19 protein-coding genes and 2 pseudogenes are annotated in these 23989 nt (G+C 67.5%); 7 read left to right on the forward strand and 14 right to left on the reverse strand.

The features are described from left to right. The first annotated feature begins 86 nt into the window (after positions 1–86). Positions 87–656 (forward strand): hypothetical protein, encoded by a 570-nt coding sequence (locus ACSHXC_RS42070; RefSeq protein WP_438297540.1) that lies wholly within the window; start codon positions 87–89, stop codon positions 654–656. Between the two features lie 86 nt (positions 657–742). Here ACSHXC_RS42070 and ACSHXC_RS42075 read toward each other — a convergent pair whose 3' ends face one another. From ACSHXC_RS42075 to ACSHXC_RS42095, 5 genes are all read right to left on the reverse strand, one after another. After that, the gene (locus tag ACSHXC_RS42075) at positions 743–1324 is read right to left on the reverse strand and encodes a DciA family protein (RefSeq protein WP_438297541.1); all 582 of its coding nucleotides are present in this window, start codon (positions 1322–1324) and stop codon (positions 743–745) included. Then, positions 1321–2679, reverse strand: a complete 1359-nt coding sequence (locus tag ACSHXC_RS42080; protein ID WP_438297542.1) for a hypothetical protein — start codon at positions 2677–2679, stop codon at positions 1321–1323. Before ACSHXC_RS42080 ends, ACSHXC_RS42075 begins: the two co-directional genes overlap by 4 nt. 381 nt (positions 2680–3060) lie before the next feature. Continuing rightward, on the reverse strand, positions 3061–3525 hold the full coding sequence (locus tag ACSHXC_RS42085; RefSeq protein WP_438297543.1) for a hypothetical protein: 465 nt from the start codon (positions 3523–3525) through the stop codon (positions 3061–3063). 302 nt (positions 3526–3827) lie between these two features. Beyond that, positions 3828–4577, reverse strand: coding sequence for a hypothetical protein (locus ACSHXC_RS42090; RefSeq protein WP_438297544.1), 750 nt, complete (start codon positions 4575–4577; stop codon positions 3828–3830). Further along, positions 4570–5460: a ParA family protein gene (locus tag ACSHXC_RS42095; protein WP_438297546.1), complete on the reverse strand. Its 891-nt coding sequence runs from the start codon at positions 5458–5460 to the stop codon at positions 4570–4572. Before ACSHXC_RS42095 ends, ACSHXC_RS42090 begins: the two co-directional genes overlap by 8 nt. Positions 5461–5952: 492 nt before the next feature. Here ACSHXC_RS42095 and ACSHXC_RS42100 point away from each other — a divergent pair, with 492 nt between their 5' ends. Beyond that, entirely contained in the window at positions 5953–6228 is a 276-nt protein-coding gene (locus ACSHXC_RS42100; RefSeq protein ID WP_438297547.1) for a hypothetical protein, read from the forward strand. A gap of 511 nt (positions 6229–6739) precedes the next feature. Here the strand turns inward: ACSHXC_RS42100 and ACSHXC_RS42105 are convergent. Next, positions 6740–6970, reverse strand: coding sequence for a hypothetical protein (locus ACSHXC_RS42105; protein ID WP_438297548.1), 231 nt, complete (start codon positions 6968–6970; stop codon positions 6740–6742). Positions 6971–7593: 623 nt separating this feature from the next. On the opposite strand from ACSHXC_RS42105, the gene ACSHXC_RS42110 reads away from it, so the two are divergent. Continuing rightward, positions 7594–8295, forward strand: a complete 702-nt coding sequence (locus tag ACSHXC_RS42110) for a hypothetical protein (RefSeq protein ID WP_438297549.1) — start codon at positions 7594–7596, stop codon at positions 8293–8295. 1045 nt (positions 8296–9340) lie between these two features. Continuing rightward, positions 9341–10636, forward strand: a complete 1296-nt coding sequence (locus ACSHXC_RS42115; RefSeq protein ID WP_438297551.1) for a GNAT family N-acetyltransferase — start codon at positions 9341–9343, stop codon at positions 10634–10636. Between the two features lie 686 nt (positions 10637–11322). On the opposite strand, the gene ACSHXC_RS42120 is transcribed toward ACSHXC_RS42115, so the two are convergent. The 5 genes from ACSHXC_RS42120 to ACSHXC_RS42140 all read right to left on the reverse strand — a co-directional run bounded on the left by ACSHXC_RS42120 (position 11323) and on the right by ACSHXC_RS42140 (position 18478). Then, entirely contained in the window at positions 11323–13062 is a 1740-nt protein-coding gene (locus ACSHXC_RS42120; protein WP_438297553.1) for a hypothetical protein, read from the reverse strand. Between the two features lie 462 nt (positions 13063–13524). Continuing rightward, complete coding sequence (locus ACSHXC_RS42125) at positions 13525–13902, reverse strand: hypothetical protein (protein WP_438297555.1); 378 nt, start codon at positions 13900–13902, stop codon at positions 13525–13527. Positions 13903–14350: 448 nt separating this feature from the next. Continuing rightward, on the reverse strand, positions 14351–15355 hold the full coding sequence (locus ACSHXC_RS42130) for a hypothetical protein (protein WP_438297557.1): 1005 nt from the start codon (positions 15353–15355) through the stop codon (positions 14351–14353). Next, entirely contained in the window at positions 15352–16200 is an 849-nt protein-coding gene (locus ACSHXC_RS42135; RefSeq protein ID WP_438297559.1) for a ParA family protein, read from the reverse strand. Before ACSHXC_RS42135 ends, ACSHXC_RS42130 begins: the two co-directional genes overlap by 4 nt. Before the next feature lie 2068 nt (positions 16201–18268). Continuing rightward, positions 18269–18478, reverse strand: a complete 210-nt coding sequence (locus ACSHXC_RS42140) for a hypothetical protein (RefSeq protein ID WP_438297561.1) — start codon at positions 18476–18478, stop codon at positions 18269–18271. 318 nt (positions 18479–18796) lie between these two features. Between ACSHXC_RS42140 and ACSHXC_RS42145 the strand changes: the two genes are divergently transcribed. Next, entirely contained in the window at positions 18797–19240 is a 444-nt protein-coding gene (locus ACSHXC_RS42145) for a nuclear transport factor 2 family protein (protein ID WP_438297562.1), read from the forward strand. A gap of 31 nt (positions 19241–19271) precedes the next feature. On the opposite strand, the pseudogene ACSHXC_RS42150 reads toward ACSHXC_RS42145, so the two are convergent. Beyond that, a pseudogene (locus tag ACSHXC_RS42150) lies at positions 19272–19547 on the reverse strand (transposase); the annotation flags it as partial. Positions 19548–20002: 455 nt separating this feature from the next. Here ACSHXC_RS42150 and ACSHXC_RS42155 point away from each other — a divergent pair. Next, positions 20003–21268, forward strand: a complete 1266-nt coding sequence (locus tag ACSHXC_RS42155) for an IS110 family transposase (RefSeq protein WP_438297563.1) — start codon at positions 20003–20005, stop codon at positions 21266–21268. Here ACSHXC_RS42155 and ACSHXC_RS42160 read toward each other — a convergent pair. Both ACSHXC_RS42160 and ACSHXC_RS42165 read right to left on the reverse strand, forming a co-directional pair. Beyond that, positions 21268–21887: pseudogene (locus ACSHXC_RS42160) on the reverse strand (IS5 family transposase); the annotation flags it as partial. The gene ACSHXC_RS42155 and the pseudogene ACSHXC_RS42160 sit on opposite strands and share 1 nt — an antisense overlap. 485 nt (positions 21888–22372) lie before the next feature. After that, positions 22373–22747, reverse strand: a complete 375-nt coding sequence (locus tag ACSHXC_RS42165) for a hypothetical protein (protein ID WP_438297565.1) — start codon at positions 22745–22747, stop codon at positions 22373–22375. Between the two features lie 443 nt (positions 22748–23190). On the opposite strand from ACSHXC_RS42165, the gene ACSHXC_RS42170 reads away from it, so the two are divergent. Next, positions 23191–23922, forward strand: a complete 732-nt coding sequence (locus ACSHXC_RS42170; RefSeq protein WP_438297567.1) for a ParA family protein — start codon at positions 23191–23193, stop codon at positions 23920–23922. Positions 23923–23989: the final 67 nt, after the last annotated feature.

The following is a 23989-nucleotide window of genomic DNA, read 5'->3' on the forward strand; positions in this document are numbered from 1 at the left end:
CGACGGCCGAGCCGATTGTTCATTTCTCAATCTCCGTTCCGGGATCTGCTTTTGCCCGCGCAATGTGCCGTCGATAACCTGGGAGAATGCAACGAGGGCTCATACGCGGATCGGTCTGGCTGGCAGCCACGGTTGCGGCGGTGGCCACGTCGTGGTGGGGGGTGCGCGGCGTGATGTCCCTGACGCAGGATTCCCCGAAGGCCCTGCTCGTCACCGAGGACCGGGCCGCCTCCGCACCTGCCTCACCGGCCGCGAACCCGTCGCCCCCCGCCGGCCGCTCGCCCTCCCCGCATCCGAGCGGCACGCCGTCCTCGCCCACCGGGCACTCCTCCGCTGTCAGTTCCTCCAACGGGCCGACGAGCCCGCCCTCGCGGCCCGGTTCCAACGGAGCGACCCACTCCACCGGCACCGGCGCGTCCACGCCGAGCCGGCACGGCAACGTCACGACCGTCTCGGTCGCCGGGGGCAGCGTGGACCTCGACATGGGTGAGTCGTCGGCCTCGGTGGTGTCCGCGACGCCCGCCTCCGGCTGGGTCAAGGAAGTCTCGAAGCAGCAGTGGCTGGTCCGGGTCGACTTCACCAACACGACGACCGGCAGGACGAGTTGGGTGATCTGCTCCTGGTACGAGCATCCGCCGCTGGTGGAGAAGTCGTAGGGGGAGCCGGGCGTTCCGGGTGCTGGCTGCCGGGTTCGCCGCAGACCGGGTGGCCGGTCGAGCGCCTCGCCGGGGGCACGAGGTGCTCACCCCCGTTCATCCCTCGCAGGTCTGCTCGCGCGGAGGGCGGCCAGAGCCCGCCGATAGCCGGGCGACGGCTCCGCCGGGCGGGGTTCGCCATCCGCACGCACCCCTGCGGCCGGTGCGGCGGACCCCGGCGCCAGTATCCGTATCGACACCACGACCGCCGCCCGGTCCAGCGCCGCGTTGATCCTGCGGATCAGCTGATCGGTAGTCAGCCGGAGCTGCACGGCGTAGGCCTGTGAGTCGGGCAGCACATCGAGTCGGCCGTCCTCGATCGTGAAACCCACGGCCGTGACGTGCCGGGCCAACTCCCCGGCCGCGCAGGGCCACCGGTCCAGTACGTCCCGTTCGGGCAGGCCGGTGCTCCAGGCCCGCTCGCTGATCACGGCGGTGACGACCGCGCCCAGTACGTGCGGATCACGCCCACCCTCCCGCCCCGGTGTCCGGGCCCGGGGCACGACCCGGCCCCCCGGCTCCGCCAGCGCGGCCGACCGGCGCGCCGCCTCAAGCACCAGGCGGGCCAGATCCCCACCGCCGTACGGACCGGCACCCGCCCCGCCGGCAGGCCCGTGCGTCCCGCTCATCGCGCACCGGCCCCTCGACCCCCGAACGCCATGCGGGAGGTACCGGCCGCGAGCCGGAGCACGCGGCTCACCAGTGCGCTGCCGTACACCTCTTCCGCCGTCGCACGCCCCAGGTCGTCGACGGCGGAGCGGACCAACGTGGTCTCCCCCCGCAGGAATTCACCCCGGGCGGCCTCCCGCAGCACCTCGCGATCGGCAGCCGACAACGATGTCCAGGCCGCAGTGTCGTCCGAGCCCGAAGATGCCCCCACCGTCTCCCCCGGCGGCAACGACGTACCCGGCCGCCCGAGGGCGGCGGCGACCTGTCGCCGCACAGCCGCGCTGCGCGGGCCGCTCGGCGCGGCGCTCCACTGGCGGTGACGTCGCCGGGCGGCGGTGCGCGAGTCACGCCACTGCTCCACTGCCGCACTGCGCTTGGCCGGGGTGTCCAGGACCCGTTCCGCGCCGTCGAGGAGGGCCGCGAGCAGCCCCGAGGGCCGCCGTGCGTCGGTCACGCCGCCGCGCAGGTGCAGCCAGGCCCGTACTTCGACGGCGGTCCATCCCGCGTCGGCCACGTGTCGCACCAGCCAGGCGATCCGCGGTGCCTGACACCGGCCGAGCCAGTCGACTTCACGGATCAGTTCCCCGGCCAGCTGATGACGGCGGCCGATCTTGTTGAGCCGTGCCGGAAGGCGAGCGCGTCGCTGACGGGATCGAGGGGTTCTTGATCCGCCGGCGAGCTTGCTCTCAGGGGGCAGGAAAGAACCATCCGCACCCGGAAGACTGTGGGTATTAACCACCATTGGGGTGCAATCCGGACGTCGAGCGACAGCGGTCCTGCGCCTGGGTGAACGCGCTTTGGCGGTCCGGCGGCGGGCTCCTGCGGCGGCGAGACGGGCGAGGGCGGCCATCCGGGCACGGCCCTGCTCAGCGATGCCCACGGCCCGGCGCCCGGCACCCTCGCCCAGCGTCCGGATGCCGAGCGCCAGGTCGAAGCCGCGCGGTATGACCCGGGCGAACTCGCTGGCCAGCGCGCCTTCGGTACGGACCCTGGTGCCGCGCCGTACGTAGGCCAGGAGACCGGCCTGGCGGAGCATCTGGAGGTGGTACTGGACGGTCCGCTCGCTCATGCCCAGCCGTCGCTGCAGATGGGAGATGCCGGGACGGCAGGGCGATAGGGAGATGAGTTCGCGCGCGATGCGGATGGTGGTCGCCCCGAACGAGGGGCCGTGCGAGCGTCGCGGCCGGTACCGGCCGTCCTCGGCGACCCAGTGGACGGCCTGCATCCAGGAGTAGCCGTCCGACGCGACGCGACCCGTGGTCGTGGAGAGCCACTGCCCCGCTTCGGGCACCCAGAGGGTCGTCGGGGTGTTCACCGGCCTGCTCCACCGGTGCGAGGTGTTGCGATGTCGGCTGGACCGAACTGGAAAAAGGCATGCCTGTGGTGCAAGATGACGGGAGCCTTCTGCGATATCGAGGGCATGGCAAAGCTCTCGTGGAACTCCACGAGTCCTCGGCCAGGAATCGGGAAACCGAACCGTCCGAGGCCGGCACGACCGGTCGGACGATCCCTTCAGAGGGCCTGCGAAACCCTCCGGAGTCAACGGGACACCGCCCGGAGTGACTGCGAATCACCCCCGGGCCTGCCCTCTGGCGGCCCAGCCGCCCGGTGGCCTATGTCATCTCGGACCTCTTTCGAAGAGGCGGAGGGCCGGCATAGGCCATTTGTCTGCGCTCTCGTACGCGCCGGGCACGGCTCACCTCTTGGACCTGGGGTGCGGGCCACGGCGCCGACGGGCGGCCATGGCTTCGGGCAGTTCCGAGATCCAGAGGCCGACCGGGATGCGGAAGGCGGCCCGTCGGCTGAGGTACTTGAGGTCGAACGCCGCCCGCTCGTCGGGCGTCGTGATGAGGTGCACGGAATCCTCCAGGACCCACAGGGCCGTCTCCGGAGTCGTAGCCGGGTCGGACACCGCGAGCCGGGCCGCTTCGACCGCCGACTGCTGCCACAGTTCGAGGTCCTGGCGCGCGCTGCGCGGACGGCGCACCCCGGGCCAGACGATCTGCGACACGAAGGCGTAGACGCGCAGCGCGACGACGTCCTCCTCGAAATGGGGCTCGCTCAGCACTCCTTGGTCCCTGGCTTTCCAGGCCCAGGACTCGCTGAGTCCGGCCGCGACAGCGACAGCACTGGCGCTGAGCTTCTCACTGGACAAGGACACAGGGATCTCCGGCACGTTTCTTCGGGTCGTCGCGGCCACCATATTAGCCCAGCAACACATTCCATTCTCGCGTCACTAGAGCATGACAGACGCATCCGCAGGTTCCCCGCCGGGCAACTCCTTGAATTTACGAGAAGAAAACAGAATCCGAGGCAACCGGATCCCTAGTGTCACAACCATAAATAGGTGGCCACATCCATTGTTTGACGGATTGATGGTTCTGTCGTTTGTTGCAGCGAAATACCGGTCGCGATATCCATCGTTGCAGCTCGCCAGATATGCGGAGCCGGTGTGACGGGATGTCACCGGGGAGGGGGCACCGGCCGGGTGAGGGGACCGTGCGCATCGAGGACGTCGAGGAAGACCTGGATCCCGGCGGAGACCACCTGGGTTCCCCGCCGGCCGTAGTCGGCCTCCTGCAGCACCACCTTCAGGCCGGAGGCCAGCGCGTAGGCCGTCTCCCCCACCCTGTAGGTCGAGGGCTGGGTCTTCTCGGCGTCCCACAGCTGCCGTGCGCCGAAGTCCTCGGCCAAGGCGATGAGTTCGGACACCTGCTGCGGCATGTGCCGCAGCGCCGCGTCGACGTAGTGGCCGATCGCCAGGTTCGCGTTGCCGGTGTGGCGCCGGTCCGCGTTCACCCGGTGCTTGAGGCGGGCCAGCACGTCGGGGGCGATGCGGAAGCCGTGCGCCTTCCACCGCGCGGACGACAACTTGGCGTCGGCGAAGCTCTCATGCACCGCGGCATGCGACCACGCCACCGCCGCCGCGCCGGGGCCGGCCGCGTCCTGCGCGCGCTCGTCACGACGTACGCCCGGAGGTGCGGGGCTCACGGCGACGTCGCGCGGCACCTCGCCGGGAGCAGCATCGCGCGCCACCGCGCCTGGTGCGGCCGGGCCCCTCGTCTGGCCGCCGGAGCCGAGGAACGAGCGGCTGGCCACCTCGTCGGCGCCCGCCAGAAGCTCCTGGACCAGCGAGGCGTCGGCCAGCTGGAAGTGGGCCGGTGTGCGGCGCTTGGCGCGCCGGGCGTCCGGAGCGGGCCGTTCCTCAGACACCCAGCATCTCCGTTTCGATCCGCTCGGGTGTCTCCCAGTCCTCCTGCGGCTGCCGCATCCGGACCAGCACCTGGTTCATCAGCTCGCCGTACATCCGCCCGGGCGCGTGGCTGGCAAAGCGGACAACGGCCGGGATGCCGAAGGCGAACGAGTCGCTGATGCGGTTGTCCAGACGTATGTCGGTCCGGAAGGGTGCGAGGTCCGCGTCGAGCATCCCGTTGCGTATGTTCACCTCCTGCACCCGCCACTTGGACGGGGGGTTCGACCGGTTGACGATCGCGCCGAGGTACCGGGGCTCGCACTCTCCGCCGGTGCGGTCCTTGACGTACCGCACCGTGCCGCGCGTCGCGGCCGCTCCCTTGAGGGAGGGGTACTCGGGCATGCACACGGTCAGCACGAAGTCGGCCGCCGCGAGCGCGGTCGCGGACATCGAGGAGACGGCGGGCGGTGTGTCGATGAGTACGAAGTCGAACTCCGAGGCGGTCTCAAGCAGCATCCGCCGCAGCACCGGGGTGGCCTGGTAGCCCCTCTTGTGGATCAGGTCCTGGGCGGCGGTCATCGTGGATTCCTCGCACGCCAGCAGGTGGAGGGAGCCCGATCCTTCGAAGCCGGCGACCAGTTCGGTGCGGTCGAACCAGATGGACGCCAGGTCCATCCGCATCCCCTGCAGCCTGCCCTGGATGGCCCAGCCCAACGAGCGCGCCAGCTGGTCCTCGCTGGAGAGGTTGAGCCCGAGGGCGGTGCCCGCCTGTGCCTGCGGGTCGAGATCCACGACCAGCACACGCTGCCCCGCCAGAGCCAGCGCCGTACCGAGGTTGATGGTGGAGCTGGTCTTGCCGACGCCCCCCTTCTGCGTCGCAACAGCAATGATCTTCACAAGCACCCTCAAGTGTGTGACGCCCACCCCCTGTGCCCTCGTGTCACGAGAGCACTCCCGGAGCAACGCATGCCGGTCCGCACCTTCGAATCCCGTAGTCCGGCGGCAGCGGTGGCACCGAACACCCGTTGTTCTTCGAGTGATGCGGGAATGTCAGGCAGGACAGTAACAACAGGCCACCTGGCGCAACACGACCGTCCACCTCCTCACCGATCACACAAAGTTGCTGGTCAGGTGGGTGAAAGGGGAAGGAAACAGAGCCGAACGACGACACTCACCGCGACGATCGCTTACGAATATCGTCCCTAGGGTGGACAGGAAGGACACCGGAGGGGGGACCTTCGGTCCTTGCAGTCGCGCATGCGGGACCTGCGGCCCGCGATGCGATGGTCTCAGGACCTGCCGGCGCGGGACCAATGGCCGCTGCCTCCGGGCACGGCCCGGGGACACACTGTCCACACCCGACCCACGCTCTCGCACGCGCCCGGAGGACGGACAGTGTCTACACGCCGCACCGCGCCACCGACCGCCTCGCGCCCGGAGCCCGGCGACGACGTCCCCCGCTACCGGACCATCGCGGCGGCCATCCAGCGGCTGCGCGGCCCGGTGCCGCCCCCCGTCGAGATCGCCCGGCTGTACGGCGTCCCCCTGCCCACCGCCCAGTTCGCCCTGCGCGCCCTGCACACCCGTGAGTGCGCCGCGTCGCGCCGGGCGGCGGAAGGCGACACCACCACGGCAGACCCCCGCAACGCGCGGGCACCGCACGGGAACTGATGCCTGGTCAGACTTCGTGCTGAGGACCGGTCGGCCGGGCCGGCCACACAGCAGAAGGTCACACATTCCCGGGGCCAATGTCCCGTTTCCCCTCTTGTCGGTGGTGGCGGGCTTGTGTCGGCGCCAAGACTCGTTCAAGATCATTTAGCGGCCGCCGTTGTATCAGGTCCCCCGCCTTCCCCAGCGGCGGCCGCTTCCGCGCTCACCCGTTGTTCTGGCTGGCGGCCCAGACCGTGAGGGTCAGCAGCACCAGGAGCACCGTCATCTGCCGCGCATAGCTGGGGCGCCGATGGCAGGGCCGACTGGACTGCCGAGGTGCGCGATGACGCGTTCGGCGGCGGGCGTGGGTGGCCATGACTCCTTCTGCACGGTTCTCCGCAGGGCTCTGTGCCTGGTGTCCGCGTGGGTTTCGCGTGGTTCCGCGTGGGTTTCCGCATCGGTCGACGGGCCGCGGCACGTGCCCGTACCTACGCGGCATCGGTGCTCCGGCCCCGCGGGCTGCCGACGGCGGTCACCGCATGGGAAACCGGTGGCTCTCGTCGCTCACGAGCCACGAGATCACGCGGCGTTCCGGCACGGCCATGGCCCGGGCGGTGTCGGGAATCGAGGCACCCGACATGAGCAGGCTCCGGGCCTGCTGGGCCCTTTGCGCCTCGACGGAGGTGAGGACCGGACGCCTGGGCTCAGCGGTGAAGGAGTCCGGAGCCGCGTCCTCTTCCCCCCGGTACAACCACCGCCGCACGACGTGCTCATCACACCCCACGATCAGTGCGCACACCTTGATACTGCAACCCGCCGCAATGAGTTGCAGAATGCGCGTCCTGACCTTGGGTGAAATACGGACGAGAACTGGTTCCACGCGGCTCTCTCCTCCGGCTGCGCCGTCTTCCCACACCGCGCCCGCGCCTTACGCTGCCCAGACAGCAGCGAGCAATGCAGCTGCGGCCAACGCGAGTGGAACTCAATGAAGTTCTGCATCGGGATCACCCTATTCCCGAGCCTCGGCGGAACCAAATCAACTTCCGGAGACCGCAACGATCCGAATGGTAATCCGGGCCGGGAGAAAGACTCGCCGAGTCGGCCGGACAGACGCGACCAAGCCGACCGGCCGGGAGGCGAACAGAGGCCGATACAACTCCTCGCGCCCTCGATCCCGAGCCCACAAGGGAACACTCCGTCAGTATCCCGTGGTCAAGTGCGATTCAGGCCAAAACGTGGACTCGGCCATCATGTTGATCACGGGACTTTGGGCCCTGCCCGACGACTTGTCCTCCTCCTAGGCTCAAGCAAGCAAGGCCTTATGAATTGTTTATGGGCCGGAGTTTATGGGCTGCGGTTTTTGAGCCCGGATCGAGGAGCACTCTCATGCGCGTCACCGACAAACCACGCATCCCCGCCGCACGCGGACTCGCACTCGGAATTGCCACCACCTTCGCCATGGTCTCGCCCGCGGCGGCGGACAGCGGTCCTGCCGCATTAGCGGGCGGCACCACCGTCTCCCCCGCCGGACACCGCTTCTCCGCCTCGGCGCAGGGCGACGTCGTCTTCGACGCGGGCCCGGTGACGGTCACCTGCGCCCGTTCCGCGACGGTGCCGACCACCGGAAAGCTGAACCAGGTGCCGGCCAAGCCGGGCAACTCCAGCCCCGACGGGTCCGTCGTCATGAACATCAACCCGCCGACCTTCGAGTCGTGCACCACCAACGCGCCCGGCCTCAAGGCGAGCATCACGACCAACGCCGAACACGGCAGTTGGCAGGTCGCGCTGCAGAACGGCGCCCCGGCGCGTCTGATCATCCCGGCCCAGGGCTTCGTCCTCAAGACGAGCGGGCTGCTGAACTGCAACGTCACGGCTGCCCCCGGCGCGGCAGCGAGCGCGGAGGCCACCTGGTCCAACGGCGCGCCCTCGTCCCTGGGTTTCAGCGGCGCGAACATCCCGGTGAAGATCGAGGGCGGCTTCTTCTGCCCGACGTCGATCACCTCCGCGACCATCACCGCCACGTACAAGGTCACCGACACGACGGACCCGGCACGCTCCATCACGGTTTCCGCCCTTCAGCAGCGCTGACGGCTGCGGCCCGGGGGGGGCGGGGTGAAGGTGGCGCCGGACAGAGCCGCGCTGCACCTTCACCCCGCCCCCGGCCATCTCCGCATTGAGGAACGGCGTTCGTGCCGACATCCGAAGACCGGCGTTCTCACGTGGCGGCCGCGCCCGCTACTCCTTGCCCAGGAGAACGTGAGGACCGCGACGGCCGCGAATCCTGCTGCGTGGGACAGGCGTACGCAGCGGGCCGATGGCCCAGACCTCGCCATGTGGATGACCCAGTATGCGGATGCGGGCAGCGGCCGAGCCGACGACCACCGCCCTCCGATCGCGCACGCGGAGCAGTCGCCTCAACAATGAGGCCCCCGCGTTGTGATCAGCGCCGCGGAGGCCTCATGACGAGGGCGTGTCGTCTCGGGCAGCCCTCGCGTATGGAGTTGTACGGCACCGGTGAGGGTTGAGTGCCGCTGAGGGAGGCGTCCAAGCGGCCCTCATAGGACGAGAGTATCCATGGACGGTGACCAGGACACCCGCCATTGGACCTGTTCACAAGGACTGATGGCCTTTTTCGTCGTCCCGTCCCGCCCCTCCTCCTTCAAGCCCCTGCCACGGCTCCAAGTCCGCGGAAAAACCCGGTCGAAGAGCCGAGGCCGGAATCCCACCACAGGGAGCGGTGCTTACCCTCCCTTCTCCTCGTGGAAAATTCGGCAGAAGAGGCGGGGAGAGGAGACTCTTTTTCATTCCATGCACTGACCCTCCCCACACTGCCCCCGCGCCCGACTGGCCGACCTTTTCTCGCCACCCGATCCACCAATCACGGCGACTCCGACCGGACCGGCGGAGATCCCGTCAAGCGGTGGCCTTCAAGCCAAAGAATTCACCGCCCCCACCCAGTACGCCGGAGGCAAGGACCGTTATCGGAAGGGCATTCGAAGGCTGTTGCCGCCAACGAAGCGATGCGTTCGCAGCGTTAAGGACGTGGCGTGAAGTGGCCGGCACCCCTGGAGTGATCCGTTCCGCGTTGCTACAGATGGGCACGTCCCATCGGAGAACAGAAAGGTGCCCACCCATGTCGACGACCTCGACCGAACTCACCGCACGCGGACTTCCCCCGCCCGCCTGGGAAGTCCAGGCGCTGCCGAGCACGCAATGGCAAGAGTTCTACGCCGCCGTACTCGACGCGTTCCACGAGAACGAACCCGAAGAGGCGACGGCCCTGTGGCACAGTCTCGCGGAGCCCCAGCGGTGCCTGGTGGTCCGCGACGCAGGAGCCATCGTGGGCACCGCAGCGAGCTTCTCCTTCCGGATGGCTGTCCCGGGCCGTCACCTCGTGGAGACCGCCGGGGTGAGCATGGTCAGCGTCCAGCCCACCCACCGACGTCGCGGTGTGCTCTCGTCGCTGATGCGCCATCAGCTCGATTCGCTCCAGAGCCAAGGCGAGCCGCTGGCCGTCCTGACCGCCTCGGAAGCCCCCATCTACGGCCGCTTCGGGTACGGTGTCGCCGCCCGCCAGCTGTCGTTGGACATCCAGTCGCACCGCGTCTCACTCACCCCGCCAGTTGCCGACGGCGTAACCCTCACCATCGAGGCACCGGACAAAGCCCTGGCCGCCTGCGAGGAGTTGTACGCACGTCAAGTCCCCCACCGCCCGGGGATGCTGGTCCGGGCGGCCGGATGGGAACGGCTCCCGCTGCTCGATTCCCCCGGCCGGGACTCGGCCGCGTACCCCCTCAAGTGTGTCGTGGCGCGCGTGGACGGCGAGATCGCGGGATACGCCCGCTACACCGTCGCCATCGACTGGTCACCGCAGAACACCGCCCAGGGCAGCGTGCGGGTACGAGACATCGAGGCGGCCGAGCCGCGCGTGTACGCGGCGCTGTGGCGCTTCCTCCTGGAGACCGACCTCACTTCGCGCGTCATCGCCCCCAACCGTCCGGTCGACGACGCCCTCCTCCACATGGTCTCGGACGTACGCCACTGCGCGCCGACGGTGCTGGACAGCCTGTACGTGCGCGTCGTCGACGCACCCGTCGCCCTGGCCGCCCGGAGCTACGCCACCCCCTTCGACCTCGTTCTGGAGCTGGAGGACGCACAAGCCCCGTGGAACCGGGGACGCTGGCGGCTGACAGGGGGCCAGGCCGGGGCTGTGTGCACCCGCACCGACGCCATGCCCGACCTCTCCCTGGACGCCGCCACCCTCGGCGCGGCTTACCTCGGCGGCACCACACTGACGGAACTCGCCGCGGCCGGCCGGGTCGGCGCACACCGGCCGGAAGCGCTCGCTACCGCGACCGCCGCGTTCACGTCACCGGTGGCGCCATGGCTCCCCCACAGCTTCTGCCGATCCCTGCTGCCACGCCTGTGACGCCCACGCGGTGACCCGACTGGCATGACAGTTGCGGCACTTGAGTGACGTAGGTTTCCCGTACGCGCCACAGGGGGGAGCGGCCGTGTCGCCTTTACGAGGCGGCCGCTCCCGTCGGCGTCGGCCAGTGCGCCTCCGGCCGCCCGCCGTTGTGCGGTGGGTACGCGCAGGATGACCCGAGGGGCGCCCCCCGGTGTAGCGATGAAGGCGACGGCTCGCTATTCGGCCAAGCTCTGGCCGTACCAGGCCGCGGCCTGCACTCTGCAGCTGGAGGTGGTGGGTCGGTCCTGGCAGCGACGACGGCCGGGGCTTGGACGTCTTCTCCGGCGGCCACCAGCCGTACGGAGGAGACGTGTTGGGCGGTCGGCATGTTCTTGGTGAGGATTCCCCTAGCCCTCCCCCCCCCCCCACTTCGCGGGCCAGGGCCACATCGGTGCGATCCGCCGTGTCGATGAGGACGGCGAGTGGGACGGCCTTCTCCATGGGGCCCAGGGTGTTGCGCCAGTCGTCGGATGTGTCCAGCACGATCATGTCCGGCCGGTCACTTTGCTACTGCGCGGCCTGTGTCTCGGCTCGGCTAGGACTTCGGGGAGGTACCCGTACCCCTGGCCTTCGCTGTGCTCTCCGGGGCAGCGCCGCTCGTCGGGCCGATGATGGCAACCACCACGTACGCGGTGGCTCTTGGTTCACGATGCAGCTCTGTCGCCGTGGCACCGCTCATTCTGCTGAGCCACGAGCTCGCGCCAGCCCAAACGGCGTCCCGGTTGGGTAACTGGCGCCGCATACGGGTCGGCACTGACGGCATCGTCGGCGGGCGATGCCGTCTGTCGTTGCCAGCACCCGCGGCACTGGCCGTCGATCACGATGCGTACGTGTTGCGGAATGGCGGTACGGCAGCTGCGGCAGATCCGCTCACCGCGCGTCCGCGGCGTACCAGGCAACTGCCCCGGGGACGCGCCCTCGGGTACGCAGCCGGGGCAGGCACCGTTACGGCCGAGGTGCTGCCCGTGGTCAGGACACAGGCCTTGCTCGATACGCCGCTCCCTCTGCCGGGCGGCGAACCGGTCGGCGACGACTTCCTCGCACACCGGGCACTGGCGGCCGGTCGACCACAGCGTCCCGGCCTCACAGTCCAGGTGCCCACAACCCCAGCGGGGCAGTGCGACTCCGAGCAGCCACCGGCCCGGGTCGCGGATGTCGGAGGGAAAGACCATGGCGAAGCGGGCAGTCAGCCGGTGATGCAGCCGCTCCGGCTCAATCCCGGCCGCCAACTGCCGCGCGACCTCCCGGGCGATCTGCCGCTCCAGGAACGGATTGTTCACCCGGGCCAGCAACCAGTGCACCGGCTTCAGGATCGCGTAGATCCGCGAACTCATGGAGAGCTGCGGACCCGTGTACGGCACATGGGCGGGCCCTCCACTGCGGCTGGACCTTTCACTGTTCCTGGTCGAAGGGACGGGCTGGTTCTTCTCATCCGCGCGCAGCGCGAGACCACCAGAGGCTCGCGTATGCGCTGTCGCCGCGGCAGGGCTTTCCACAGCTACTACCGGTACCTCGCCTACGGCGGATGAGAAGAGCGCGCGTTCGTCTTCGGGTGAGTCAGTCCTAGGTGATTCCTCATTCGCGAGGGATCCCTCACCAACCTCCAGACCCGACCCCTCACCAACCAACGGACACGCCGAGCCCTCCACTTGATCCTCGACAGACTCCGGGGAGTGATCCTGATGCCGCTCGGCGGGAGCCTTGGAGGTGGGCGCATCGAGAGTTGACGCGGCTGTGGGTGCGATGTGATGAGCGACGAACCGGTGCCGGCCCTGCACACCCGCGCGCCGCTGCACCGTGACCCACTGCGCCGCCTCCAACTCGTCGACGACTCCCCCGGCCGCCGCCGCCGTCAGGGGCTGGCCGGCCCGCCTGCCCGAGTGGTGCCGCAAGTGCCCGGCGAGCTCCCCCTCAGTGAGCGCGATGCCCATCTGCTGCGCGTACGCGATCACCGCGTACGCCCGCAGCTGTCGCGGCGTCAGATCCTCAGAGGCCGCCACCGGTAGCCACACGAACGCCTCGACCCGCGACACCGGCCGGGTGCGGCGCACCGCCGACAAGCCACGCCCCCCCGGCAGCGTCCGGCGCACGGACACCAGCTCGACCACCCCGTCCGGCGCGGGCCGCGACAACAGCGTCAATCCGCGCTCCACCGACGCCTTGGACAAGCCGACGTACGCGGCGATTGTCGCCGCCTTCGCCTCGCACCCCTCGGGCCGCGCGCCGAGGGCCTTCACCTTTACGTACACCGACAACGCCACATCCGCGTAGAACGGTGACGACACCAGGCGCATCGGCACCTTCACCCGCTGGGTCCGTACGGGTGCGTCGTTCATGCCGGCGTCGGCGGAGTTGGGTACGGCGGCTGCCGTGGAGGCGCTCATCGGGCGCTCGCTGAGGGGGCGCAGGCGCTGGTGCGCGCGGGATTGTGCGGCAAATCATCTTCGCGTGCTACCCGAAAAGGGATGGAACGGGCGTAGCCAGGCTGGAAAAGGGCACAGCGGTCCTGCACAATGTCTCCTGTCTTGGTCTCCTTTGGTGGAGGTCTCCTGTCGTGGATCGCGTCATGGATCGCCAAGACGGCATGACGAAGCCCCCCAAAGGTGCTTCGTGGTTCTGCTGGGAACCGAGTACGAGCGTCCGAAGCGGCTGCTAACCGCGGAGGACAACCCCTTGGGGCGGAAAGTGGAAACCCGTCCCGTGTCTGTGGGGCGCTCAGCATGAGGTGCGCTAACACCTCATGGACTGGGCGTCCCAGCGGCTGGTGGGCCCTGCGAAGGGCAGCCGCCTCGTCTAGCTAGCCGTTGTGGCCTCCTGGGTATCGGATGGGTTGCTCAGCCGCGCAACTATGCTGCGGTGGGCTTGTCCTGAGCGCGCTGGGACGGCAGTTCGTTGAACCATCTGCCGAGCGGCGCGTAGTAGAAGGGCTCGTCCGCGAGCCGGAACAGGGCCTGGCAGTACTCCCCCGGACCCGTGGCCAGCGTGCAGCCGGTCTGGTGGATGAAGAGGCCGGTGTCGGACGTGACTTCGTCCGGGAGGGCGGCCCGCGCCGTCTCGATCGTTATTGACTCCCAGACGCGCAGACCTTGGTTGGTGTTCGCGGGGCGCCGCTCTTCGGGCCAGACCAGCCTTTTGAGCGCTCCGTAGAGGCGCACCAGGACGATGTCGCTCTCCACGGTGTGATTGGGGTCGATGACGCCTTCTTCGGCGGCGTCGCGAGCCACTTTGGGAAGTACTCCCGCTTCAGCGGCAAGGCCCCGGAGTGACCAGCTGCCCCGTGCGTGTGCCATTCCTCGGTCCTCTCGTGTTGTCCCGCTCACTCTAGCCCCTGAAGTCCCGTCATGTGGCATTGGCAGCACCACTCGTGCGTGTCGCCCTCGAACGTATTTTCTGGCGACTCCTCTTCATAGCCCCTTCAAATACAGGGATTTGGCGTTGCGGAGAGGGGCCAGCGAAGGCGTGTGGGTGGGAGTGATAGGTGCGATGGGGAACGATCGTGAGCTTGTCAGCACCATCGAGTGGGCCAGTGAGGTGATAGATAGAGGAGAGAGAGGGGGGCTGCACGACCGTACGCACGAGTGAGTGCATGAAAGTGTGTGAAAAAGTGTGCACAGGAAGGGAAAAAGCCCGGACAGCCGCCTCAGCAGCGGTGTCCGGGCTGTGTTGTGGGACTCAGCGCTCGAGAGGGCCTTCCTCGTCCAGCCGGTCGAGGAAGTTGTCCGTCGCGGCCGACATCAGATCTATGACGATGCCGTGGCGCTCCTTGCGCAGCGTCCGCTTCAACGACTTCATGAACTCGGCCACTTCGGGGCTGACGCCGAACTGTGCGCTGCGCCCCGGAGGGTGCTCGCCCGCCCATCGCCGCACCAGCCACTCGTTGGCGACCTTGGTCTGCTCAGCGGGGTCGACAGGCAGCAACCGCATGGCCGCGTCCACATAGTGCCCCGGGTTGAGGCGCCCTCGCCCGGACGTCTCGGCATCGTGGTCCGCCCGGTCCTTCAGCCGTGCCAGCAGGTCCGGAAGCATCCGTCCCGACCACGTCTGCCAGTTCCGTGCGGTGCGCTGGGAGATGAAGCTGTCGAGCAGGGCATCCTGACAGGGCGTCGGCTTCTTCGGCGCACGCTTGGGCTTCGTGCTCTCGATGGGAGGCGCCGCGGACAGCGGCGAGAACGCCGCGCTGTCGTTGACGCGGCGGCCCACCACCGGCTTCAACGCCGAGCCCACAGTGCTGCGTTCCGGTGACGTTGCAGGGGTGCTTGCCTCGGCGGGACGCGGGGTCTGAGCCTCCGCCGACTCCCCTCCCCCAGCGGCTTCCTCCTGCTCCTCCTGCTCCTCTGGCTCGCTCTCGACGAGCGGCTGCGTTACCGCGGCGTCGTGTGGAGAATCCGCCGACTCTTCCACCGGCGCAGCGGACTCGACTTCCGGGGAAGGCGCCTTGACGGCCTTGGCCCGGGAGGAGACGCGCGTCGGCACGGCGGGGGCAGGTGCCTGGGCGGGTACGGAGTGTGCCTCCTCCGGCACCGGCTTGACTGCCGCCGCCGCTGACGGCGTCTGGTGTCGGGACGCTTCGGCTTCGGCGTCGCCGAGGAAGCCGCCCTCGTCCGCGTCGTTCCCGACGTGCTGGATCGCGTCGAAGTTGAAGTTGCGCGAACGTCCGCGCTTGGGGCGTGCGCTCATGTGGTCATGGCCTTGATCCGGTCGATCACCTCGAAGGTGAGGTCCTCGTACCAGCGGCTGGCGGCGTACGAAGGCTCGTCGATCACAATCGGCCTGCTGATGCCGTAGGAGGCGGAGATCTGCGGGCTGGTGCGGATCTCGCTGTCGAACCGGGCCAGCTTGGACTGTTCCAGGTACTCGTTGACCGCGTCGGCTTCTTCGGTCCGCTTGGAAGGCGGCTGGGCCTCGTTGAGTACGGTGCCGAGGAAGACGGGCTGGCAGGCGCCGTTGGTCCGCTCGGGAACTTTCAGGGTGTTGTTGCGAACGACGCGCGCGCCGTCGGCCGTAGCAAGGCGGGGGTTGCAGATGGCGACCACATAGTCGGCTGCGGCAAGCGCCACCGCGGACAGGGCGTCGGCGGACGGCGGGGTGTCGACGAGGACGAAGTCGAAGTCGTCCTGCACCGTCAGCAGGAGCTGGCGAAGGATGGAGGTGGCTTCCCAGCCGCGCTTGGCGACCTCGGCCCTTGCCCGGTCCGTCACGCCCATCACGGACCCGATGACCTGGAGGGTGCCGGGGTTCTCGAACTCCTTGAGCAGCACACTGCGGTCGATCATGCGGCTGGCCAGATCGGGCATGGCGTCCAGATCGCCGGCGTCCTGGGCATCGATGTAGTCCAGCAGTGCGGATCCGATGTCCTGAGGCTTGCGGGCGAACGCGCCGAGGGAGACTCCGAGCTGGCCCTGGAGCTCCAGGTCGATGTGGAGGACCCGTGCGCCGCCGCTGGCCAGCGACGCTCCAAGGTTGACGGTGGTAGTGGTCTTGCCCACCCCGCCCTTTTGGCTCGCGACGACGATTACCTTCATTTCGGCCTTTCGCTGGCCACCAGTCCGGTCTCGGTCGGTCGTTTTGGGCGGTGAGGCCCGAATCCGCCCTGATGGTACCGAGTGCCGGATCTTGCAGTGGAACTGACAGAGTCACAGATACGCTGCACAGATTAACAGTTTGGGGCTGATGTTCTCGAAGTTTCCTGGGAGCTGAGCGTGTCGGCCGACGAATGACGGGGGCTTCCCCGGTCCTGACAGTAGCGACAGTCAGTGAACGACCCAGTATCAGCGGTGATTTATCGAATCGTTCCGGTTTGCCTCAGAGTGATCCGAGACGTCGAAGGGGTGAGTGCATGCCGACTGGGAGCGGGTGCGCTCTGCGGCTGGGAAGCACCGCCGACGCGTGCAGGGGCGAGGCGGTGGGACTGACGGGTGAACCAGTGCGGACCCGTCCCAGGGCGATCCGCTGGTGTGTGGCATCAGCCGTGCGGCTGCAGCGCGTTCGTGCATGGGCGTCCGGCTGACGTGTAGGGCGCAGGAGTGGTTGGGGGTGCCGAGGCATGCGAGGGCGTACGGATGCGTGCTGCGGCGCATGGGCGATGGAGCGTGAGCGCTGACGCAGGAGGAGCCGGTGGAGCGTTCGGCGGACCGTGTGAATCGTGGCGTGGGTGCAGGGGCGAGCGGAGTGGAGAGGGCGGGCAGGTACGCAGGTTCCAGCGACCGGCAGATGGAGCGGGCGCACTGATGGAAGGGGGAACGTTCGGCCTGCGGAGGGAGGGAGTGTGCGAGTGCGTGCCAAAGCGGATGGGTGGGCGGTGGCGTGGTCGTAAGAGCGGCTGAGAGGTAGGCCGAAGAGTAGATGGCTGGCAAGTGCGAGGGGGAGTGCGGATGGATGAAAGCCGGAGCGAGGGCATGGAAGTCCGACTGCACGTACGTCTGTTGAGTAGCGGGTTGGACCGCAAGGAGGAGGGGGTGAACGTCAGCATGGTGGTGAGTACGAGAGAAAGGAAGTCGGCAAGGGAGAGGTATAGAGGGATGGTAGGAAAGGTCGCACGAAGGGGTGCACGAAAGGGAGCGAGAGGGATTGTAAGTCCGCAAGCAACAAGGCAAGGAAGAAGGAGGGGATGCAGTAGGGGTAGAGCATGAGCACGCGAGCACTAGAGAGTGAAAGTTGGAGTGCATGGAAGTGTGTGAACAAGTGAAACATCTGTGATTCGTCAAGCGGCCAGGCCTACTCGCTCTTGCCCTGAAAGTTGGGAGTGGGTCGGCTTGTAGGCGCTGTACGCGCGCGTCATGAAAGAAAATGCCTGGTCAACCGCCATTGAGTGCAAGAACGCATGAAAGTATGTGAACTAGTTCTCTTCGCTGTACCCATTAGCCGGAACGGAGAGACCTGAGTCAGGGGGACTCTCTGTCCGACCCTTCCGTTTACGAGATCCCGTCATCCGGCAAGTTGGCGAGGTCGCGAACGAGGTAGTGGGCGGTTGCTCCAAACTCACGGGCACTCGGCCAGCGGCCCGCGGCCTGCGCGTCGTGCCACTGAAATAGTGCGTCAGTGAGTTCATAAAGCATCTGCCCCGGTGGCACGACCAAGGCGATGCGAACCCGCCAGGCTCCTGTCTCTTCGACGGAGCCATCACCTTTATGTGGCTGTCCGATGCCTTGCGCGTGTGAGTGCGAGGCAGGCGTGGAGAGACACGACACCCTACGGGGGAGTGGTGCGGGTTGGGACCATGGGACAGCGGCCAGCTATCTGGACGGACGCGTGGAAGCATGAGCCGGTGATGGCGGTGTTGCATCCCGCGGGCAAGGGGGAAGCGCGCGGCCGGCAACCGCATTGCGCGTCGCCGACGCTCCATCGTCGGTGGAGTGGGATACCGAGCAGTCGTGCAGGGCGGGTCGCTGCACAGTTTCGCTACCACGTACGGCACATGAGGCAGCGTGGCGTGGTCGGTGGGGAGCTGGTCGAAAGTGCACGCCGAAACCAGCGGGCCCCCAGCATCTGAAGGTCGCCTGGTCGGGAACGCGCCGGCGGAGGGTGGGCTATGGCGTGATGAGGCGCGCGGATTCGTCCGGGGTGGCTGGGATGATGAGGTCTCCTCCGCTGCTACGAGCGGCGCACCACCGTCGTCGACGCCTTCTTCGACCTCGCCGACACGATCATCACCGTGCGCAGCCTGATCCCGGCGAAGTACTCGGCCTCGACATAGGCGACGGGCCCTGCAAGGGACCACTGGGCAAGCAACACCAGTCCGGCTACCGAGCCCGGAGCCGTCCCGATCACCGCCAGGCGGCACTTGGCTGCCCTCGTGGCCACCGTCGGCCTCCCCCACCCCGACGAAGACGGCGCGCCCGCGACCTGGGCGGTCTGACAGCCGAAGGCCTGCCTCCCGCGATCTGCGGGGGCCGGGCCTTCTTGCGTTTCGGGGCGGCTGAGTGATGCCCACGCGAAGCGGCTCCCGCTGCTCGGGTTTCGCTCCGAGCAGCGGGAGCCGCCTCTTAGGGCGCGTATCGGAAGTCGATCTTGGTGATGGGCTTGCCTTACTTCAGAGGTAATCGTCTCGGCGTGCCTGCACGGGCAGGATTGGCGATCTCTCCGCGTCGGAGGACGCGGACCAGGACGGAGAGGTCAGTTATGTCCATAGCCGCACCTACGAACACGCGCATTGTGGTTGAGGAGTTGCTGCGCAGAATCGGTGAGAGCGACCCCGAGCGCATCGCCGAGTTGTATGCCGAGCAGGGCGATTGGAAGCTCGCCTGGCCGGAGGCCGAACACGGCCGTACTGCCACGCCGTGGATCCGTCACCGGTCCACCCGGGCCGACGCGGCCGCCCACTATCGCGAGCTTGCCGAGTACCACGTGCCGGAGTACGTGGCGACTGAGGTCGAGCGCATCCTCATCGACGGAAACGACGCGGTCGTGCTCGGCGAGATCCGTCAGACCGCCCGGCCCACCGGACGTGCGTATCACGCGCGGTTCGCTCTGCATCTCACCGTCGAAGACGGCCTTGTCACCCGGCACCATGTCTACGAGGACAGCCTCGCCGTCGCCCAGGCATTCGAGGCGGAGAATCGGTGAAGGGCCACCAGGCCAGTCGCGAAAATGCCGGTCACAGCCACTCGTTGATGGCCGCGATGAGGACCGTGGCCTCGTAGCTGACCGCGAGCTTGTGTTATCTCGTGGCCACGGCCCGGTGTCTCTTGAGCCGGTTGATGCCGCACTCGACCGCGTGCCGCTCTCAGTAATCGATCTTGTCGAACTTCGGCGGACGGCCGCCGCGGGAGCCGCGCTTCTTGCGGTTGAGGGCCTGGTCGGTCTTGTCTGGGATGGTGCAGCGGATGCCCCGTTTACGCAGGTAGGCGCGGTTCTTTCGGGAGGCGTATGCCTAATGGGACCCGAAGGTCGGTACTGAGCCCAGTTCTTGGGTGATGGTCTCGCCGTCCTTCGGGGCGCGGGGCGAGCCTTTGAGTATGCCCGGACCTTCGAGTCCTATTGACAAGACGAGGTCGCTTCCGCGCCCAGCAGTGTTCGTTCAAGGTGAGGCAGAGGAGTATCGGCAAGCGTGCCCGAGTGGTACCGCTGGTGACGGTTGAGAGCACGTTCCGTCACTGTGCTCATGGCCCGTCTGCAACGCGATTGACTATTCGCAGTCCGAGCTGGCCTCGTGGATCACCTCTCACCATTGCCGGAGCCTTAGCTCTGAAGCAGACCGAGGGCCGCACGGCTTGCTGGGGTTGCGAACGGCTGGTGGGATGACGTGCCTTGAGCACTTCCATTAGGGAGCACGCGCACCCTGCACAGGCTTGAGACTAGAAACGAGCCACGGCAGAGGAGAGGTACATGGAGGTCACTACGTTACCGGCGCCCGTCTTCTGCGGGGTGGACTGGGCCGAAGATCACCACGACATCGCGCTGGTCGATGCCGGTGGGAAACAACTCGCCAAGCTGCGGATCAATGATGATGCAGAGGGATTTGCTCAGTTGATTGCTCGGCTGGGCGAGCACGGCGACCGCGCTGACACCCTGATACCCGTTGCGATCGAGACGTCCCGTGGACTTCTCGTCGCGTGCCTGCGGGCCACCGGTCGCCCCGTTTACGCGATCAACCCGCTGGCGGTTGCCCGCTACCGGGATCGTCACTCTGTGGCCCGGAGGAAGTCCGACGCCATCGACGCCGCGGTGTTGGCGAACATCCTGCGGACCGACATGGCTGCTCATCGGCCGTTGCCTGCGGACTCCGAGCTCGTGCAGGCCATCGCGGTGCTTGCCCGAGCACAACAGGATGCCGTCTGGGCTCGCGGTCAGGCCAGCAACAAGCTCCGCTCCCAGCTGCACGAGTTCTACCCGGCCATCCTGAACGCGTTCGCCACACACAAGCACGGCCTATGCGCACGGGAAGCCCGGAGTATCCTTGCCGCAGCCCCGACACCGACCATCGCCGCAACACTCACGCGGCGTCGGTTGCAGTCATTACTCAAGAAGGCCGGCCGAGTACGCGGCATCGAGGCTGAAGCCGACAGGCTCCATAAAGTGTTCCAGCGTGACTATCTCCACCAGCTTCCGCAGGTGGAAGCAGCTTTTGGTCAGCAGACGTCTGCTCTGCTGAGACAGCTCAACACCGCTTGTCTCAACGCGGATCAGCTTGAGAAATCTACGGCTGCCGCATTTGAAGAACACCCTGATGCACCGGTCATCCGTAGCTTTCCAGGTCTCGGATCCTTAACCGGTGCCCGCGTCCTGGCGGAGATAGGCGATGACCGAGCCCGATTTGCGAGCGCCGACTCGCTCAAGGCATACGCCGGAAGTGCCCCAGTCACTCGGGCAAGTGGTAAGAGCCGCACGGTCATGAGCCGGAGGATAAAGAATCAGAGGCTGGCGGCCGCTGGCTACGTGTGGGCCTTCGTCTCGCTCACCAAGTCAGCAGGCGCCAGGGCCCATTACGACCACCGCAGGGAAGTCGGCGACCGGCACGTCGCGGCACAACGCAATCTCTTCAACCGCTTCATGGGCATGCTCTTCTACTGCCTCCAGCACGGCCAGCTCTACGACGAGCTCAAGGCATTCCCGATCCAGCCGCAGGACGAATGTTCCGCCGCTGCGGCTTGACTCTTATCCGCGTGGGATGTCTTGTCGGCGCGGACCCGGTTGGGCCGGGTCCGCGGCTGGCCGGAACCCATTCGGGCGACGCGGATCTTGTTCAGGACAGGCTCGAACTGCGGGGAGTCGCCGCGCTGTCCGGCGGTGATCACAACCGACATGGGCTTCTGGCCTTGCTCGACGGCCAGGTGGAGCTTGGTGGTCAGGCCGCCACGCGAGCGTCCGAGACCGTGGTCGTCCGGCTCGGTGTCGACGCCGCCGGGCGGTTCGACCTGCAGGTCCCCTTTTTCCTCGCTCCGGCGGCATGCTGGTGAGCCGGCAGACGGTGGAGTCGACGTTCACCTTCCAGGTGATCAAGCTCGTCGCGTCTGCCTGGGCCTGGAGCTGGGTGACGACCCGCTGCCCAGGTGCCGTCCCGCCGCCAGCGCCGGAACAGCTCATAGACCCGGCTCCACGGTCCATACCTTGCTGGCACATCACGCCACGGTGCACCCGTCCGAGTCCGCCACCGTATGCCGTCCATCAGCTGCTGCCGGGTCCTTACCGGCGGGCGGCCCTGCTTGATGCCCTTGGGCAACAACTGCTGCAGCCGGGCCCACTGGCTGTTCGTCAGGTCACCACGCCACACGAGGCGTGATCGTTTCACGAGCAAGATCTGCTTTCGCAACAGGCCGCAGGCACGAGATGCTCCAGAGCGGGCACCACTCCCCGTACCGAGTCGTAGGGATTTACTTTGTCGGCCGCTGTCAACGCGGGCCCTGCCCGCCTGATCTCGGCGAGGACTGCATCACGCAGTTCCCGCCGACGGCTGGCTCCAGGACCGGCACCTGGGGAATCCGATCGTGACGGACGCTCATGATCTGACGCAGCCAGCCACGCTGAGGCCGAAGTCGACCCAGATGTCTTGTCGGTTTTGGGTCATGGTGTCGCTGCCCGCCAGTTCGGGGTGGCCTTCGGAAGCGGGAACGAGGTGAAGCCCATGTACCCGGGCGCATGTGGACTGCGTATCAGCACGATTCTCACCTTCGTCCCGGCCTCGTCCCACTTGCCCTTCGGGCCCGCAGCACTGGAACCCTCCAGCCGTTCCGACCGAACCAGTCCCGACACGGCGGGTCACCAGATGAGGATGCCGCCGTCCATGCTCTGCGCCCGTTTGGCTGCGTCCTCGATGTTGGCCAACCGGCGGGACAGCACGTGCCGGTGTTCTGCCAGGGTCCGTGACCGCACGGTGCGGGTGACGATGTCTTCCAGGTGTTCCCGCAGTAGCGTGCACTCCCGAAGGAACGCCGGGACCTCGCTGGGCTCGACCTTCAGATCGGCGCCGGCCAGCTGGGGAAAGAACCGTGCGCCCAGCGAGCCGACCACGTCCGAACCCCACGTCGTACGCCAACGCTCGAAGCCAGCCAGGTCGGAGGCTCCGTCCGGGACGTCCAGTATCCGCAGCTCGCCGTCCGTACCGACCACGAAGACATCCACCGACAGGCTCATCCGTGCAGTGGAACACGAGGGCCAGGCAGCGGTCCACGCGATTCAACGCCCGGCTGGCACGGTGAAGCCCGACCCCTCTGGGGAGTTTCTAGGGGTACGGGCCTTCTTGCGTTTCAGGGCCTACTTGGGCACAACGTCAAAACGGCGTTTTGAACCCACAGGCCGAGTGGGAGGCACCTGCCCGTCAGCTGGCATGGCGTCAGGCGGCCCTGAGACAGCAGACGGATGCCGCCAGGAGGGACAACTCACTGCCGTCGACCCCGCTGCGCACCGTTTGGCACACCGCTTTGGCACACCGCTCCAAAACGCCGTTTTGAAGCCGCGCTCTACGACGCGCCTTGCTCGTGGCACCCCGTCTGCCACTGGCATGACATGCTGTCACGGTCCGCTAGTACCGGCCCTTCAGGGTCGGGAAGCATACGGAACCAATGGAGTAGCAGCACATGGCACGCATCACTGCGTTCATCAACCGCAAGGGCGGCGTCGGCAAGTCGACGCTGACCGTCAATACAGCGGCCACCACCGCGGAAGTCCTCGGCGAGTCCCCCGCAGATGACCCGGACTACGTGGTCGCGGTCTCCAGCGACCCCCAGGGCTCGGCGACCTGGTGGGCGGAACGGGTCGGCAACGACCTTCCGTTCTCGTTCGTCCAGACCAAGACGCGCAAGGATCTGGGCTTCTTCCCTGAACTGAAGAAGTCCAAGAAGATCAAGCACGCGTTCATCGACACCCCGGGCTGGATGGACCTCCCCGAAGACGAACTTGAGCAGGCCGGCGACCCGTTCGGTACGAGCGCCGCCGCCGACGCCATGAGGGCAGTCCTCGACGTTGCCGATGACATCATCGTGCCCATCGAACCCGAGCCGCTCGGTTTCATTCCGACGCGCGACACGATCGAGCAGGTCGTCAAACCGCTCGGAAAGCCGTACTGGGTGGTCGTGAACAACTGGGACCCCCGCGACGGGACTGCCGACCGCGACGACACCCAGGCGTATGTCCTCGGCAACGGATGGAACCTCGCCAAGACCGTGATCCGCCACTACAAGATCCACACCCGGGCGGCGGTCGAAGGGCTCGTCGTCACGCGCTACAAGAAGAACCGGGTCGCCATGGAAGCCCGCGAGGACTTCTACAAGCTGGCTCTGGAGATCGGCGCAGGAAAGAAGGGGCGCTGATGAGCACCAAGAGGACCAGCTTCACCGCCCTGCTGGGCAACGACGCACCCGATTCCCCGGCTTCGGG

The organism is Streptomyces sp. HUAS TT7 (assembly GCF_051550175.1).
Lineage (GTDB): Bacteria > Actinomycetota > Actinomycetes > Streptomycetales > Streptomycetaceae > Streptomyces.